Here is a 16,895-nt window from a genome sequence, read left to right on the forward strand (position 1 = left end):
TCAATCCTGGGACTCTTCCTCATCTTCTTCCTCAGTGGATGAGGACTCTTCCCAGTTTTTAGTATCAAAATTAAGATTATCATAAGCCAATAATTCCTCCTCACGCTGGAGGATTTCTTTTGTACTGAATAAAGCAACATCTTGGTCTTCTGTCATCTTTGCAAGCTTTCTGACGGAAGCCTTATCAATAGCCATGAATCTCTGCCCGAGACGCCTTGCTGCATATTTTCTCATTCCGGTTTCATGAAGTACATCTACAGCCATATCTACGGCTGTTCCCAATGTTTCCCGATAAATATGATTGATTCCATTATTAAGATATTCATAGGCGTCAATTCTGTTTTTTGCTCTTACATAGATTTTTACTTCCGGATAATGTTCACGAACAAGCTCTGCAATAAACATATTGTCATCCGGATCATCAAGACATAATACCAGAATTTCAGCATCCTCAATTCCAGCAGCTCTTAGAATAGGAATCCTTTTAGCATCACCATAATAAACTTTAAAACCATAGCTTCTTAAAAGTTTCACACGGTCAGAATCTCTGTCCAAAACCGTTGCTGATACTTTATTCGCTTTTAAAAGACGTCCTACAGTACTTCCAAAGTGTCCAAAACCTACAATAATAATCTTCTTCTGGCTCACATCACTGTCCAGAATATTGTAATCATGCTCCTCTTCAGGAATTTCACGTATAAATTTCGGAGTAATAAATTTATCATTAATAATAAGTAGAATAGGAGTGATGCACATGGTAATTGCAGTAACAGCCATCAGTTGGGCATTCAGTTCCAGACTTAAGAGATAAAGATCCGAAGCATAATTAATCAGTACAAAGGCAAATTCTCCTACCTGCGAAAGAGCGAAGGCATAAAAAAGACTTTGTGGAGTATCTATTTTATAGAATTTACCAATGGTATACAACACCAAAAACTTTACAGCCAATACTGCGAATACAGTACTGAAAATAAATAAAGGGTCCTTTTGAATGATATTAAAATTGATTGTTGATCCCACGCTGACAAAAAATACGGCCAGCAATAGCCCTTTAAAAGGATTTATTTGCGCTTCAAGCTCATGTCTGAACTCACTGTTGGCCAGCATTACCCCGGCAAGGAAAGCTCCTAATGCAGGAGAAAGCCCAATAACAATCATCAGTTCAGATACCCCAATGACGAGGAATAGGGAAGAAGCTGTTAACAGTTCTGCCATTCCGGATTTGGAAACATAGCGTAAAAAAGGGACAAACACATATCTGCCCAATAAAATCAATAAAGCAACTCCAAGAATTACTGTTCCTGCCTGAAGCCATTGAGGAAGTTTTTGGATGAGGATTTGAATTTCATTATCATGATGCTTGGCCTTATAGTTGGCAATAATCGGAAGAATAGCCAAAATAGGGATGACCGAAATATCCTGAAATAATAAGGTGGAAAATGAAGCCTCTCCGGCTGTTGTTTTAAAATTATTTTTTTCCTGCAGTGTCTGCAATACAATAGCTGTAGAAGACAGTGCAAAACACATGGCGACCGCAATAGCCTTATCTATTCTCCAGCCTACACTAATGAACACAACAATCAATAATGAAATGGTCAGAAGCATTTGGGTGAGCCCCAGCCCCATGATTTTCTTTCGCATTTCCCAGAACTTCCGTGGTTCCAGTTCCAGCCCAACAATGAACAGAAGCATGATAACTCCGAATTCACTGGCATGCATAATATCATTAACATTATTTCCCGTAAGCCGGAGGACATATGGACCAATGATAATTCCTCCTAAAATATAACCGATTACTGAACTCAATCCCAATTTTCTGGCCAGTGGAACCATGATAATGGCTACACCCAGAAAAATTAATGTGTTCATCGCTAAGCTGGACTCCATATATTATTGATTGAGAAGTTCTGTAAACTCTTTTTTATGCAGAATAATTTCTTTTTTTGACAATTTATTGGCTTCATAAACGATCTTGATAAGTTTGATATCCGCCTTGAAAACCTTTAATGAAACAATCAATCCGCTAATCAGTTCATCTACGGTGTATTGATAGGTTCCGGTTTTGCTGAAAGACCTTTCTTTTCCTCCGGTAGTGACTAGAATATAAACTTCTTTATTTTCAAGTGGATTATGTTTTCCGGGCTGAAGCCAGTCACGATCAAAAACTTCATCAATCCATAATCTTAACAAGGGCGGCATGCCAAACCAGATCAACGGAAACTGAAACACAAAGCGATCATAATTGGCTAAACGTTTTCTTTCCCTGAAGGCAGCAATATGGAAATCAGGATATTCTTCATAAAGATCTCTTAAGGTATAATGCTGGTGACGAACGTAGAAATTGATGAGCTCTACATTCGAATTGGAGTGCTCCAGATAAGGGTGTGCAAATACTACCAGCGTCTTCTTCATAATCCTGTTTTTAGTAAAAATACTAAAAAAATATTGAATAAAAGGTAGGTTTTGTGTTGATTTGTTAATTTTTTAATATGAGAATATGGATTTAATGTTAATTAAAATCAAAGAAATGTAGTTATTTTAAGTTTTTAAATAAAAAAATCAGGCCATTAAGACCTGATCTGTTTATAAATAAATATAATTTTTTAAGATTACCATCCTCCGGATGCACCACCGCCACCGAAACTTCCGCCACCGCCGAAACCACCAAAGCCGCCGCCTCCACCTCCGGAACTGCCACCACCGAAGCCTCCGCCTCCAAAACCTCCTGGGAATGGGAAGAACCCACCAGGATAATTTCTGCGTCCTCTTCGGGTGATGATAACATCATCATCATCGTCATAATTACCACGACCACCGCCGCCACCGCCACGGTTTCCGAAGAGAATAGCAATGATGATAAAAATGACAAAGGCAATAATAAGAACTTTAAGGGCACTGCCATCACCGGATGGCGCTGTGGTAGGAGCAGGTTTGAATTTGCCCTGAACAGCTTCCATAATGGCTGAGGTACCCCGATTGATGCCTTCATACCAAAGTCCCTTTTTGAAGTTAGGAGTAACGATGTAATCCAGAATCTGCCCAGCAACGGATGCTGTAAGATATTGTTCTACAGCTCGTCCTTGTTGGATAGACATGGTTCTGTCTTCAGTAGCAATCAGGAAAACCACTCCGTTATCTACTCCTTTTTTTCCGATCTTCCATTGTTCACCAAACATGGTTGCCAGAAAGTTGACATCTTCGCCTTTGGTAGACTTAATGATGACAACTTCAATTTCTGTGGAAGTGGAATCTGCAAATTTGATAAGCTTATTGTTAAGTTCATCTTTCTCCTGTTGGGAAAGAATTCCCGCTTCATCAAAAACAGGGTATAAAACCGCTGGTTTTTGAGGAATGGTATATTGTGCTGATACAAAAGAGTAAAAGCAGATCAGTAAAAATGAAAATACTATTTTAAGAGAATGTAATTTCATTCGGAAGTTGGTTTGGATTTTCTCCTTCAACAGGAAAATATTTTTTAAGTTCAATGCCTGTTTCCAGAATAGCACTTTTCAATGCCTGATAATAATTTCCTTTGGCAAATTCAGAAGTGATATAGTCATGCAGATGATCCCAATAGGATTGCTGTACCTTTTCATGAATTCCTATATCCCCAATAATAGTGAGGTATTTTTGTTCAAAATTAACATGAAAAAGCACAGCGTTCCTGTCGGTAGTTTTATCCATAGACAGCTCTTTGAAAACTTTAAATGCTGTTTTAGCATCACGGTTTTCCGTATTAGAATCAATATGTACCCTAATCTCACCTGTAGAATGGTCTTCTGCTGACTGAATCGCTTCCACCAGGGAAGCGATCTGTTGATTTGTAAGGAAATTACCCATTATTATTTGAATACTTCAGGGGCTTTCTGAGCGCCTGCATCAGCTTTGAAATAAGGTTTTTCTTTAAAGTTGGTGAAATTCGCCAAAATATTATTGGGGAAAGTCTTGATAGAGGTGTTGTAATCCTTTGCAGCATCGTTATAATAAACAGTTTCTGTTCTGATACTGTTTTCAATAGCCGTATACTCTCTCTGGAAGTTGATATACTGCTGATCTGCTTTTAAATTAGGATAAGATTCTACCACAGCCATTAATCTGCTTAACGCACCGGATAATTCTCCTTGTGCAGCCTGGAATTTAGCAATATCTGCTTCTGTCATATTAGTAGGATCAATGTTGATAGAAGTTGCTTTAGAACGTGCTTCTACAACTTGTGTTAATGTTTCCTGCTCAAATTTTGAATACGATTTTACTGTTCTTTCCAGATTAGGAATAAGGTTAGCTCTTTTCTGATATACAGTCTCTACATTAGACCATTTAGCGTTAACAGTCTGTTCTTTGCCTACAAAGCTGTTATATCCGCTTTTTCCCCAAAAGAATAGGACTGCAACAATAATAAGGAGGGCAATACCAATGGTTCCGGCGCCCAAACATCCTTTATTTTTCATAGTTTATTTTTTTTTAATTTTTTGTGCTAATCAAATATACAAATTATGTGCTAATTTTGTAGAAAATTATATTTGAATGACAACAATAGTGGTGGCAATGGGAGAGAAGAACGAGATTGGTTTTGAAAACCAGTTGCTTTGGCATCTTCCGAAAGATTTAAAACATTTTAAAGACCTTACTTCCGGGCATCCGATCATTATGGGAAGAAAAACGTATGAGAGTATTGGGAAACCACTTCCTAACCGTACTAATATTGTTGTTTCAAGAAAGAAAAACTGGTTTGAAGAAGGAATTCTTATCGTGGGAAGCCTTAAAGAAGCGATGAAATTTGCTAAAAAGATTGATGAGGAAGTTTTCATCATCGGAGGTGGAAACATCTATGAACAAACAATGGATATTGTGGATAAACTTGAGGTTACTCTGGTAAAGGCTGACCTTGAAGCGGATACATTCTTCCCGAAAATCGATGAGAAGATCTGGAAAAAGACCCATGAAATCTGCCATGAAAAAGACGAAAAGAATGGCTATGATTTTTGTTTCCAGACGTTTGAAAGAATCAAAAAAGAAGCTTAAGAATCAATCGTCAAGTTTTGCTCTGCAAAATGAATCGTGAATAGCTGCCAGATATAAAAATGGATACGCGCAGCGAATTGACCATTCACCATTGACTTTTTGAACTTTAACCTTTAAATTTATTATCTTTGCACTTCTAAAATTTAATAATGAATAAGAACATTAAAATTGCAGTAGCAGCACTTCTTATCCTTCTAGGACTTTATATGATGATTTTCACAAGAAATCTAGGATGGGGAATTGTTGTTTTTCTTCTTGCCGCATTCCCAATCGTACTTTACTTTAAAAACGAGTATATTCTTTTGGCGTTCTGGCAATTGAGAAAACAAAATATGGAGAAAGCTGCAGAATGGTTAACAAAAATTACTGACTATAAAGGACAACTTCATAAAACTCAATACGGATATTTCCACTATTTATTAGGATTAACACAAGCTCAGGATCACCCGACAAAAGTAGAGCCTTTAATGAAAAAGGCTTTGGAATACGGCTTGAATATGAAGCACGACAGAGCAATGGCTACTTTAAATCTTGCTGCGGCAGCTATTTCTAAAGGAAGAAAGCAGGAAGGTCAAAAGCTATTGGATGAAGCTAAAAGATTAGACAGCGCTGGAATGATGACGGATCAGATTAAAATGATGAAGGATCAGTTGAAAATGCCAACCATGCAAAAGCATATGCATAATCCTAATATGAGAAATAGAGGGAAATTCTTCTAATAAGACATACAGATAAAACAAAAAAGCACCTGATTCAGGTGCTTTTTTTATGCTTACTAATCTATGTAATTACATTTCCGAAGTCTGGTCATAACCATAGAATTTAGGGATCTGCCATTGGTATTTCACGGCAAGTGTTCTGATGGCTACAATCAGTAAAATCGTAAAGATCTGTACAAAAGTATAGGATAACGGAGTGTACTTTGTCATCAATAAAAATGCAGCTCCACCTACAATACATGCCGTAGCATAGATTTCCTTTCTGAAAATCAATGGAATTCTGTTCAGTAATATATCCCGGATAATTCCTCCGAAACAACCTGTAATTGTCCCTAAACCAATACAAATCAGAGGATGGATACCAACATTAAGCCCTTTCTGAATTCCGATAATGGTAAACAGACCTAGCCCAAAGCTATCAAAGATGAATAAGGTGACCTTAAAGTTTTTTTCAAGGGATTTGAATACCATGGAAACAACACTGGTAATAATGATCAGGGCACACATCAAGAGATCATGCATCCAGAATACGGGAATATCCAGCAAGAGGTCTCTTACAGTTCCTCCACCTACAGAAGTTACAAAGGCAATAATAAGAACGCCAAAAGGATCCAGCCGTTTCTGCATAGCTGCAAAACTTCCTGACATGGAAAACGCAATGGTTCCAAGTACTTCTATGGCAAAATTGAACTGTTCGTGCATATATATTATAAATGATCGTTGATAAATGATAATTGATGAGTGATTTTCTGCTTAAGCAAATTCTTGGCCATTGTATCAATTATCATCTATCGCTTATCAATTATAATTCTTTTTATCTTTCAACCCTTACAGAGTCCGGAACCATCAGTTCGTATTCGCCACCGTGGGTAATGATTTCCCTTACGATGCTGCTGCTGATGAATGATTTCCCGGATGAGGTTAATAAGAAAACGGTTTCCAGTTTTTTGTGAGCTAATGTTCTGTTGGTATGAGCGATTGCCTTTTCGAATTCAAAATCAGCAGGATTTCTCAGGCCTCTGAGGATGTATTGAGCATTCTTTTCAAAGCAGTAATCTACTGTTAAGCCTTCAAATGAGTCTACTTCTACATTGGGGAATTCTGCTACAGAATTTTGAATGAACTCCTTTCTTTTTTCAAGAGGAAACATGTATTTCTTCTGAGAATTCTGTCCGATGGCAATAATTAATTTATCAAATAGCGGTGCCGCTCTTTCTATAATATCATAATGTCCTAAAGTGATGGGATCAAATGATCCCGGGAAAACAGCAATTTTCATGTTGTCTGGTTTTATAATTGTGCGTCAAAAATTATGAAGTTAAATGGTAATATTCTTATCTAACTTTTAATTTTCAACATCTATTATCTATTTTTTTTATTTAAAGCTTTTTCAACTTCATTTCCACAAAGATCCATAATGGAAATTCCATAATGTTTGGCTTGTTGAGGAAGAATACTTGCAGGAGAGAATCCCGGGTTGGTATTCATTTCAAGCATATAAGGAATACCATCCATTAAGATATATTCGCTTCGTGAAAAACCACTCATACCAAGGGAATTGTATGCTCTTTTAGCAATTTCTTCCACTCTTTGAGTCGTTTCTTTGTCAATTCTTGCAGGGGTAATTTCTTCAGAAGCTCCTTCGTATTTTGCTTCATAATCGAAGAACTCATTGGTTGGAACAATTTCTGTAATTCCTAAAACAATGGTTTCTCCTTTAAAATCGATAACCCCTACAGAAACTTCCATTCCATTTAGGAAGCTTTCAATAAGGATTTCATGATCTTCTTTGAACGCAATTTCTGTAGCAGCAATAAGTTCAGATTTTTCTTTTACTTTAGAAATCCCCAGTGAAGATCCGGATTGATTTGGTTTTACAAAAACCGGAAGATTCAATTCTTCTACAATTTTATCCACATCAATTTTTTCTCCTTTTCTTAAATAAATGCTCTTAGCAGAAGGTATTCCATATTTTGACAATACGGCAAGCGTATCTTTTTTATTGAAAGTAAGGGCGCTCTGGTAAAAATCACAACCTGTATATTTTTGACCTATGGCATCCCAGTAAGCCTGTAGAATACCATTTTCACCAGGTGTTCCGTGAATGATATTGAAGCATGCATCAAACTTCAATGTATCTCCATTATCTAAGGTGACAGAAAAATCTCCTCTGTTTATTGGGTATTTTTTATCGTTTTCTCCTAAAAAGTACCATTCATCTTTAAGGACTACTACTTTATATACGTCATAGAGATTTCTGTCTAAGGAATCATAGATCAATTGTCCGCTTTTTAAGGATACAACATATTCTTCAGAATAGCCTCCCATTACTACGGCAACACTTTTTTTATTCATAACCATATAGTATCAATTAAGGCAAATTTAAACATTTTATGCAATGCAATACGGGAAATCGGGAAATTTTAAAATCAAAAATGAATTGTGTTAAATAAAAAGTCCATTCTAAAATTATTAGCTATATTTGCGGTTATAATTAAAGTATTTTTAAGTATGCTTAAATCACTTTTCAATTGGAAAGTTTTAGTGAATTTAGTAGTGGCAATCGGTGTTTTCGTGGGTCTTGTATGGCTTACGTTTCGCTGGTTAGAGTACCATACTAATCACGGTCAGGAAATTCCTGTTCCCAATGTAGTTAATAAATCTGTACATGACGCTGTTAAAATATTAGATGATACAGGTTTGGAATATGAAGTAGACAGTGCTAATTATGACCCTAAATACAGACCATTTCAGGTTTTACAAATTTATCCTGCACCGGGTTCCCGTGTAAAGGATGGAAGAACTGTACGTCTTAAAGTTAACCCTAGAACATGGGCTCAGATTGCTGTTCCGGATGTAATTAATAAATATTCAGGGCTGGCATTCCAGAGATTGGATCAGGTAGGTCTTAAAATTGGAGATACCATTTATGAACCGAGTATCCAAAAAGATGCCCTTTTAAGAATTTTATATAAAGGAAATGCTGTAAATCCGGGAGCACGTCTTCCTAGGTTCTCAGTCATTGATGTTGTGGTAGGATCAGGACCGATGAGGAATATTTCTATTCCTAATGTAGTAGGACTTTCCGTAAAAGAAGCAAGAGCGGTAATTGCGAAGAGTATGTTCGAAGTAGGATTAGTAGAGTATGAAGATGGAGGTAAGGATGAATCTGATATTATTTACTATCAGGATCCTGCTTCAGGAGATGTTCGTGACCAGGGAATGCAGATTGACCTTTGGGCAAGTAAGAAAACTCCGGCAGAGCTGAGAGCAAAAGTGGAACAGCTGAATTCGATTTACAGAATGAAGGTTGATACTTCTCTGCCACCGGTACGATATGAGGAAGTGCATAATGAACCAAGCTATGATGCTCCGGTAGTACCTGCACCAGCGCCTAGAAGAGAAACTCCAAAGACAGAAGCTCCGAAAACAGAGACTCCAAAGCCTCAGTCAACAACTCCTAAACCTGCAAGTACAACAACAGATAAACCTAAAGCTTCTACCGGTACTCCAGCTACAGGAAACGCTGCAAAACCAGCAGCATCAACTTCTACACAGCAGCCTGCTCAAAAGCCAAAGGCTAAGAAAGTAGTCGTAGAATAAATAGAGATTAATTGTAAAAATATAGGCTTCAACTGCAAAATGTTGAAGCCTTTTCTGTAAAAAAATAAATACAATGTCAGAAGATAACGAAGATTTTTTAGACGAAGAATTATTGGATTCTAATAGTATTGATAATATCGATATTGATGAGGAAAACAAAGGTTTATATGAGCATCTTAATATCACTGTTGATCCCGGACAGGAGACAATAAGAATTGATAAGTTTCTTTTAATACACCGCCAGAATTCTTCAAGGAATAAAATTTCTCAGACCTGCAGAGCCGGAAACGTTATAGTGAATGGTACTGCAGTAAAGCAGAATTATCGAGTGAAACCCGGAGATCAGATCTCCATATTACTAACCCGCCCTCCAAGGGAAAATGTGATTGTTCCACAGAATATTCCTGTGAATATCGTTTATGAAGATGATGATCTGGTAGTGGTAGATAAAGAACCTGGAATGGTAGTTCATCCGGGACATGGAAATTGGGATGGTACATTAGTGAATGCCCTGGCTTATCATTTTGAAAATAATGGTGAGAAGTCTGATCTTGACAGAGTAGGGCTTGTTCACAGAATTGATAAGGATACTTCCGGATTATTGGTGATTGCTAAGAATGAATATGCTTTGAGTTTTCTGGCAAAGCAATTCTTCAACAGGACTACAAAGAGGTTATATTGGGCGTTTGTATGGGGAAATCCTCAGGAAGATGAGGGTACTATTAAAGGACATATTGGTAGACACCCTAAAAACAGAATGCAGATGTCTGTTTATGAGGATGGAAGTCATGGGAAACATGCCGTTACCCACTATAAGGTTTTAGAGAGGTTCAAATACATGACATGGGTAGAATGTAAGCTTGAAACAGGAAGAACGCACCAGATCAGGGCACACTTCAAGCATATCGGGCATACCTTATTCAATGATGAGCGCTATGAAGGACATACGCCTTTAAGAGGAGTGAACCTTCCGAAGTATAAACAATTTATTAAAAATGTTTTTGAAATTCTTCCAAGACATGCATTGCATGCACACACCCTCGGATTTATACACCCAACAACAAAAAAGGAATTATATTTTGAAAGCCCAATGCCCAAAGATATGGCGGATGCCGTAAAAAAATGGAGAAATTATTTAGAAAACTAAAAATATATTGAGATTTTTTTTATATTTGTTGAATTGAAATCAAGATTTGTTATGAGAAAACTATATGCTATCGTATGTTTAGCTCTTTTGTCAAATGCATACAAAGCACAAGAATCACTACCATATTATCAACAGTATCTTTTGGATGGTGATTTTCTGTTCAACCCAGCTCAGTACGGTAAAACAGACTACGTACAGCTCAATGCCATTTATCAGAAGCAATTTTCAAAATTCAGCGAATCCCCAAATGTACAATCGGTGGGAATCAATGCAAACATTTTCGATAGAGTAGGTGCCGGTCTTACCGTATTCAGAGACAGCAATGGAGCTGAATCTGCAGGAGGTGTTACAGCGGGTGCTTCATATTTTATTCCTCTAAGTAGTGAAGGAGACAGAAAAGATCAGTTCTCATTCGGTACAAGTGTTAGTTTGTACAACAGAAATTTTGACTATACAAAAATCAACGTTGAAGAGCAGGGAGATCCTTTAGTACAAGGTAATGAGCAGAATATTTTTATGGCTTATGCCAATTTCGGTTTGGCTGCTACCTATAGAAACCTTTTCGGGGGTGTTTCCGTAAATGATATTGCATTAGGTAACGATAAACCTATTGTAAATGGATGGGAGCCTTCTCCAATCAAGTTTTTCTTAAACTTAGGATATAACTGGAATATTGCTGATAATATCAAGTTAACTCCTGCAATGATGATCAACCTGAACACGAACTCAACAAGAGTAATGGATTATAACCTTATGGCTACATTCTCTAACGAAGTTAATGCATTCTCTGTGGGGGTAAGTTATAGAGCTGCTCAGAACAGATTCGACAGCCAGCAGTTGGAAATTGCTCCAATTGTTAAAGTAAGATTCAACAAATTTATGATTGGAGCTACTTATAACCTTGGTTTGTCTGATATTCAAACCTATGGAGGAAACAGCTTCATGATCGGACTAGGTTATAATTTCGATAACTTTATTAATGTTCGAGGATATAGATATTAATCAATTTAATTTAAATAAATTTGAGCTCTGAATTTTTTCAGAGCTTTTTTTATGATATATATTCACATTCCGTTCTGTAAGCAAAAATGCAGTTATTGTAATTTTCATTTTTCAACATCTCTTAATTTTAAGGATGAAATGCTTCGCGCCATGAAATCTGAAATACAGCTTAGAAAAGGTGAGTTACAGAACCGAAGCTTAAAATCTCTATATTTTGGGGGCGGAACTCCTTCTATTCTTTCGGTAGATGAAATTAATTCTTTAATTGATGAGGTTTTACATCACTTCAGTTTTGAAAAAGATATTGAAATTACGCTGGAAGCCAACCCCGATGATCTTGATAAGAATTTCTTAAAGCAACTGGCAGGAACACCTGTTAACCGATTGTCAATTGGAACACAAAGCTTTTTTGAAGAAGATCTTAAACTAATGAATCGTGCCCATACAGCTTCAGAAGCAGAAGGATCTATCAAACGTGCTCAGGATTTTGGGTTTGAAAATCTAAGTATAGATTTAATCTATGGTTCACCAACCTCTAATCTAGAGATATGGAAAGAGAATTTACATAAAACCATTGCTCTGGAAGTTCCTCATATTTCCTCCTATGCTTTAACTGTTGAGCCTAAGACTGCTCTTGATAACTGGATTTCAAAAGGGAAAGTTAAAAGTCCGAAAGAAGAAGAACAGAACAGAGAGTTCTATTATTTGTCAGACTTTTTAAAAGATCACGGTTTTGAACATTATGAGGTGTCCAATTTTGCAAAACCAGGTTTTTATTCCAGGCATAATTCATCCTATTGGAAATATCAGGAATATTTAGGAATAGGCCCTTCGGCACATTCTTATAACGGGTTTGATGTAAGAAGCTGGAATGTAGCCAATAATCAGCAATATATTAAAAAACTAAGTACAAAACTTTTAGCCAAAGAAGAAGAAATTCTTTCTAAGGAAGATCAGTTTAATGAAATGATTATGATTGGTTTGAGAACCATTTGGGGAGTAGATCTGAACAGTTTAAGAGAAAAATTCGACAATCGACTTCTGGAGCACTTCCAAAACGAAATCAAAGAGAAAATAGAAGAGGGTATTTTGATCATTGAAGATGAACATTTGAAAATTCCGGAAAAACATTGGTTTATGGCCGATGGAATTGCTTCGGATTTATTTATGGTATAAATGAGAAAGAGATGCTTCGACTTCGCTCAGCATGACATCTCTGTTGATAAAACTAAATATTGTATCTGACATCGATGCTTCTTAAAACTTAGTACAATATACTATATAAATTCACTATTTTTGTATAAAATTTCAGTTCATTTGAAAACTAAGAAACAAGATTATTCGCATCTTTCCCCTAACCAGCCTATCGGTATTTTTGATAGCGGAGTAGGAGGTCTTACTGTAGCCAAAGAAATCAAAAGGCTTTTGCCTAATGAAGATCTTATCTATTTTGGAGATACCAAACACCTTCCTTATGGCGAAAAGTCAAAAGAAGCGATTATAGAATATTCTACAAAGATTACTAACTTTCTGCTGGAGCAGAATTGTAAAGCCATTGTAATTGCCTGTAATACGGCTACAGCAAATGCTTTAAATGAAGTAATGCAACTGGTTGCCGGAAAGGTCCCTGTTATAGATGTTATTAATCCTGTGGCGGAAAAAGTAGCTTATGAGATTCATAATAATGTGGGAGTTATTGCTACTAAAGCTACGGTAAATTCGGGATTGTATAAAAAGAGTATCAGGAAACAGAACAAATGGATAAAAGTTGATGAACTAGCTACACCTTTATTGGTCCCGGCGATTGAAGAAGGGTTCAAAAACCACCCAATTACCCATGCTATTATTTACAATTATCTGAGCAATAGCAAACTGAAGAATATTGAAACATTAATTCTGGGTTGTACCCATTATCCATTGCTAATTGATGAGATTAAGCAGTATTACGGAAATAGGGTTCGTGTTATTGATTCTCCTAATATTGTAGCCAATCATCTGAAGATCATTCTTGATAAATACAATCTTCTGAATGAAAATAATCCTAAACCGAATTATCATTTCTATCTTTCGGATATTACCAAGAATTTTGAAAAGATCTCTAAGAAATTCTTCGGTAAAACCATAGATTTAGAACTTAAAGTATTATAAATAAAAAGTCTGCCTCATGAGAAGCAGACTTTTTTCTATCTCGTCATTGCAAGCGTAGCGAAGCAATCTCAATATTGCATTATGTTGGAAAACGTTAAGGCGCAAAAATTCTAAATATTTTTCTCTCAGATTTTTAAAATTACGCAGATTATTTTGTTGTCTCATCTACTCAATTACTCAATCTGCATAATCAGAGCATTTTTATTTCTCACAGATTTGCACAGGTGGTTGCGTTTATTTGCGTGAAAATCTGCATTATCAGCTTAATCAGCGAGAGCAAAATTAATACCTTGTTACTGTTTCTTGTGAAAGAAATTTGGGGAATTTGTGATTAAAATTAAGCTTCCAGGATTACTTTTTCAGCTTTCAATCTTGATTTTGGATTGAATTTAGGCTGATTAGCATCTGTGTCCAGCTTTTCTCCAATTGCAACTGCGAAAAGTGTTTCATATTTATCATTTTTCAGAATCTCATCATAGAGTTCCGGTTCTATTCCTTCCATAGGTGTGGAGTCAATTTCCATGTCTGCACAAGCGGAAAGGAACACTCCTAATGATAAATAAACCTGATGTCCCAACCAGGATTTAACAAAAGCATCTCCTTTAGGTTTTACTCTGGTTCTATAATAGTTCACAGAACCTTCAGGCAGATTTTCTTCAATTTGTTTTTCAAAATCTTCAGGGTTTTTAATCACCTGGAAAATAATCAGATGGCTACAGTCGATTACTTTTTCCTTATTGATGAAAGAAACTTCTGCCAATTGTGATTTCATTTCACCACGATTGATAAAGATAAAATTCCATGGCTGGCTGTTGATGGAGGAAGGGCTCAGGTTTAGAATATCTTTCAGCTGAGAAATCTGTTCTTCGCTAATATTGCCTTGTGGGTTATACTTTTTTACAGTATACCTTGTTTTCATTTTGTTTAAAAAGTTCATAATTTTATACTATCATTTTTATAGTTACAAAATTAATTTAAGTTTATTAACTTTGCAATAACGGTTAAAAAGGATAGTATAAAAATGTATATAATAGATAACAAATCTTACCCTTGCTGTACAAGTGTAACGATGAGATTTATAGGGGGAAAATGGAAAGCTGTAATTTTACATCACCTTATAGGCGGAGCGAAACGATACAATGAGTTAAGGAAAGTAATACCTACCATTACAGAAAGAACATTAAGTCTTCAGCTCAAACAGTTGGAGGAAGATAATATCATTGACAGAAAAGTATATACAGAAAAACCACCTTTGATGGTAGAATATACTTTAACAGATTTCGGAAAGACATTGCTGCCTGTTCTGGAAGCCATTACCCAGTGGGGAATTGCTGCTCCTGATAATTCAAAAAAAATAACCAAGAACTAAAGTTCCTGATTATCTTCTTTATTCGGATCAAAAAAACTGAAACTCACGTTTCCGTATTTTCTGGTGTCTACTAAATTAGGGTGTTCCAGCTTCATACGGCTTTGATGCTCTACGATAAGAACTCCGTTTTCTTTCAGGAACTTATTATTCAAAACTAAAGAAATTAATTCGTAATATTTTTTCTCTTCCATTTCAAAAGGAGCATCAGAAAAAACAATTTCGAAAGACTTTTTGTTTCTGAATTTTTTCAGCCAGTCGAATACATCTCCTCTCTGTACATTGATCTGAAGAGCCATATCAAGTTCAGAGGCTGTAGTATTGATGAATGCCGTGTGCTTTGGATTCATCTCTACAGAAGTTACATCCTGGCATCCTCTGGAAGCAAACTCAAATGAAATAGAACCAATTCCTGCGAAAAGATCCAATACAGAAATCGACTGCATATCGTATTTATTTTCCAAAATACTGAATAAGGCTTCTTTCGCAAAATCTGTGGTTGGTCTTACATCAAAGTTTTTGGGAGCGGCAATTTTTTTGGCTTTCCACTTGCCTGATATTATTCTGAACATGTTGTATTAGGGTTTATGTAATAGATTATAGATGGCAGGTGATGATATTTGGGTTTTGCTCCCTTTTACCTGCGGACTGTAACCTAATTAAGTATAAAATTCTTATTAGGAATATTGTCAAAAACGATCTTCAGGTTTTTTACAAACTTCTGAAGCTCGGAAATAAACGTTTCATTCTCTGTCGTTTCACCATAAGCATAAAAGGTGGTTTCATTGATTCCAAAACCTATTTTGCTTAACGTGAACATGACGAAATAAAGGAAATCAACTTCAGAATTTACATCCAGGTTGTTATAAAGGATGATCTTCTTATTATCAATGGCAAAAAATTCACACTGATTGTGATAAAGGTTGATATGAATCTCTTTATTATTTTTATTGTGGATAGAGCTTAAAAACTTTTCCCCTGAAAAATTAAAATGTACCGGTATGGCCAGTTCTTTTATTTTCTTGTAGTAATTCTTTGGAAAAGTATAATAAAACTGAATGTTGAATTTTTTATTGATGGATAGCATCAACTCTTCTTTCTCTCTATCAGCAGGCGCATTGAATGAGATTAGGTCAAATCCCGAATCGTGGTCAGAAAAACCTTCCGGCATCAATGTAAAATGATTCAGAGCGGAAATTACCTGGATTTCATCAAAACGCTGTTTGATAAGAACCTCATCCAGCTTTTCCTCAATGAGGTTAGCGGGTGTTTCTTCAGTAACAAAATAAGACTTTTCCTCCAGAATGTTTTTGTTTTTCACAATCTGGTAGATCAATCCGTCTTTGGTAAAAAGTAAATTAAGTACGTTCATATTTCAATTCCTGCAAATTTAGTGAAATTCTACCATTACCGCACCCGATTGATGGTGAAGTATTTCCTTATTATAAAAATCGATACCAACCTGGCTTTCCAAAACATCCCGAACCATGCACTGTAAGGTTCCATCACCAATTCCGTGGACAATCTCCAGCCTTTTTAAATTGTTCTTTCTGCAAAACTCAATAACTTCAATCAGTTTTTCCTTTTGGATAAACAGTCTTTCAAAGCTATCATAGTCATTGGGATTCTTTACCAAATTATGAAAATGCAGGTCTAAAACCAAATGATTTTTCTGATGCTTTTTAGAAATGACCTTTTTAGGCTCTGCTTTTTTTACTACACGGATATTTTCATAAAGATCAGCATTCTTAGGAACCAGTTTTTCTTTAGGATATTGATGGGTAAAGCCATATTCATCTTTAAAAACCACAATATTCCCCTTTACGGAAGTGACGACTCCGCTTAAATCTTCATCCACTACAGAAACTGTATCTCCAATTTTCATTTT

At 36.1% G+C, this 16,895-nt stretch carries 20 protein-coding genes; 8 read left to right on the top strand and 12 right to left on the bottom strand.

From position 1 onward, the window contains the following. The 5 genes from J2772_RS20535 to J2772_RS20555 all read right to left on the bottom strand — a co-directional run bounded on the left by J2772_RS20535 (window position 1) and on the right by J2772_RS20555 (window position 4,448). On the bottom strand, window positions 1-1,887 hold the full coding sequence (locus tag J2772_RS20535) for a monovalent cation:proton antiporter-2 (CPA2) family protein (RefSeq protein ID WP_209920006.1): 1,887 nt from the start codon (window positions 1,885-1,887) through the stop codon (window positions 1-3). Between the two features lie 3 nt (window positions 1,888-1,890). Beyond that, entirely contained in the window at window positions 1,891-2,412 is a 522-nt protein-coding gene (locus tag J2772_RS20540) for an NAD(P)H-dependent oxidoreductase (RefSeq protein ID WP_068940045.1), read from the bottom strand. Window positions 2,413-2,609: 197 nt separating this feature from the next. Next, window positions 2,610-3,431 carry a TPM domain-containing protein gene (locus J2772_RS20545; protein ID WP_209920009.1) on the bottom strand — a complete coding sequence of 274 codons (822 nt, stop codon included), beginning with the start codon at window positions 3,429-3,431 and terminating at the stop codon, window positions 2,610-2,612. After that, window positions 3,412-3,840 (bottom strand): TPM domain-containing protein, encoded by a 429-nt coding sequence (locus tag J2772_RS20550; protein WP_245365286.1) that lies wholly within the window; start codon window positions 3,838-3,840, stop codon window positions 3,412-3,414. Before J2772_RS20550 ends, J2772_RS20545 begins: the two co-directional genes overlap by 20 nt. Before the next feature lie 2 nt (window positions 3,841-3,842). Next, complete coding sequence (locus J2772_RS20555) at window positions 3,843-4,448, bottom strand: LemA family protein (RefSeq protein WP_045492756.1); 606 nt, start codon at window positions 4,446-4,448, stop codon at window positions 3,843-3,845. Between the two features lie 76 nt (window positions 4,449-4,524). On the opposite strand from J2772_RS20555, the gene J2772_RS20560 reads away from it, so the two are divergent. After that, window positions 4,525-5,022, top strand: a complete 498-nt coding sequence (locus J2772_RS20560) for a dihydrofolate reductase (protein WP_209920010.1) — start codon at window positions 4,525-4,527, stop codon at window positions 5,020-5,022. A 149-nt stretch (window positions 5,023-5,171) separates the two neighbouring features. Beyond that, window positions 5,172-5,741 (top strand): membrane protein, encoded by a 570-nt coding sequence (locus J2772_RS20565; protein WP_045492762.1) that lies wholly within the window; start codon window positions 5,172-5,174, stop codon window positions 5,739-5,741. Window positions 5,742-5,810: 69 nt separating this feature from the next. Here J2772_RS20565 and J2772_RS20570 read toward each other — a convergent pair whose 3' ends face one another. The 3 genes from J2772_RS20570 to J2772_RS20580 all read right to left on the bottom strand — a co-directional run bounded on the left by J2772_RS20570 (window position 5,811) and on the right by J2772_RS20580 (window position 8,096). Beyond that, complete coding sequence (locus J2772_RS20570) at window positions 5,811-6,443, bottom strand: trimeric intracellular cation channel family protein (RefSeq protein ID WP_045492765.1); 633 nt, start codon at window positions 6,441-6,443, stop codon at window positions 5,811-5,813. A gap of 112 nt (window positions 6,444-6,555) precedes the next feature. Continuing rightward, complete coding sequence (gene coaD / locus J2772_RS20575; protein WP_209920012.1) at window positions 6,556-7,020, bottom strand: pantetheine-phosphate adenylyltransferase; 465 nt, start codon at window positions 7,018-7,020, stop codon at window positions 6,556-6,558. Between the two features lie 83 nt (window positions 7,021-7,103). Beyond that, the gene (locus J2772_RS20580) at window positions 7,104-8,096 is read right to left on the bottom strand and encodes a D-alanine--D-alanine ligase (RefSeq protein WP_209920014.1); all 993 of its coding nucleotides are present in this window, start codon (window positions 8,094-8,096) and stop codon (window positions 7,104-7,106) included. A gap of 156 nt (window positions 8,097-8,252) precedes the next feature. Between J2772_RS20580 and J2772_RS20585 the strand changes: the two genes are divergently transcribed. From J2772_RS20585 to murI, 5 genes are all read left to right on the top strand, one after another. Continuing rightward, the gene (locus tag J2772_RS20585; RefSeq protein ID WP_209920015.1) at window positions 8,253-9,344 is read left to right on the top strand and encodes a PASTA domain-containing protein; all 1,092 of its coding nucleotides are present in this window, start codon (window positions 8,253-8,255) and stop codon (window positions 9,342-9,344) included. A gap of 73 nt (window positions 9,345-9,417) precedes the next feature. Further along, window positions 9,418-10,491, top strand: coding sequence for an RluA family pseudouridine synthase (locus J2772_RS20590; protein ID WP_209920016.1), 1,074 nt, complete (start codon window positions 9,418-9,420; stop codon window positions 10,489-10,491). Between the two features lie 51 nt (window positions 10,492-10,542). Beyond that, the gene (locus J2772_RS20595) at window positions 10,543-11,493 is read left to right on the top strand and encodes a type IX secretion system membrane protein PorP/SprF (RefSeq protein WP_209920017.1); all 951 of its coding nucleotides are present in this window, start codon (window positions 10,543-10,545) and stop codon (window positions 11,491-11,493) included. Between the two features lie 51 nt (window positions 11,494-11,544). After that, window positions 11,545-12,669, top strand: a complete 1,125-nt coding sequence (gene hemW, locus J2772_RS20600) for a radical SAM family heme chaperone HemW (protein WP_209920018.1) — start codon at window positions 11,545-11,547, stop codon at window positions 12,667-12,669. 141 nt (window positions 12,670-12,810) lie between these two features. Then, window positions 12,811-13,641, top strand: a complete 831-nt coding sequence (gene murI, locus J2772_RS20605; protein WP_209920019.1) for a glutamate racemase — start codon at window positions 12,811-12,813, stop codon at window positions 13,639-13,641. 337 nt (window positions 13,642-13,978) lie between these two features. Here murI and J2772_RS20610 read toward each other — a convergent pair whose 3' ends face one another. Continuing rightward, window positions 13,979-14,560 carry a nitroreductase family protein gene (locus J2772_RS20610; RefSeq protein ID WP_317194522.1) on the bottom strand — a complete coding sequence of 194 codons (582 nt, stop codon included), beginning with the start codon at window positions 14,558-14,560 and terminating at the stop codon, window positions 13,979-13,981. Between the two features lie 102 nt (window positions 14,561-14,662). Between J2772_RS20610 and J2772_RS20615 the strand changes: the two genes are divergently transcribed. Beyond that, window positions 14,663-15,010, top strand: a complete 348-nt coding sequence (locus J2772_RS20615; RefSeq protein WP_209920021.1) for a winged helix-turn-helix transcriptional regulator — start codon at window positions 14,663-14,665, stop codon at window positions 15,008-15,010. On the opposite strand, the gene J2772_RS20620 is transcribed toward J2772_RS20615, so the two are convergent. The 3 genes from J2772_RS20620 to J2772_RS20630 form a co-directional block, all read right to left on the bottom strand. Next, entirely contained in the window at window positions 15,007-15,579 is a 573-nt protein-coding gene (locus J2772_RS20620; RefSeq protein ID WP_209920022.1) for an RsmD family RNA methyltransferase, read from the bottom strand. The genes J2772_RS20615 and J2772_RS20620 overlap by 4 nt on opposite strands. Before the next feature lie 83 nt (window positions 15,580-15,662). Continuing rightward, entirely contained in the window at window positions 15,663-16,379 is a 717-nt protein-coding gene (locus J2772_RS20625; protein ID WP_209920023.1) for a DUF3822 family protein, read from the bottom strand. Window positions 16,380-16,397: 18 nt separating this feature from the next. After that, on the bottom strand, window positions 16,398-16,892 hold the full coding sequence (locus J2772_RS20630) for a Smr/MutS family protein (RefSeq protein ID WP_209920024.1): 495 nt from the start codon (window positions 16,890-16,892) through the stop codon (window positions 16,398-16,400). Window positions 16,893-16,895 lie beyond the last annotated feature (3 nt).

It is taken from the genome of Chryseobacterium jejuense, assembly GCF_017877355.1.
In the GTDB taxonomy this organism is placed as follows: domain Bacteria; phylum Bacteroidota; class Bacteroidia; order Flavobacteriales; family Weeksellaceae; genus Chryseobacterium; species Chryseobacterium jejuense_A.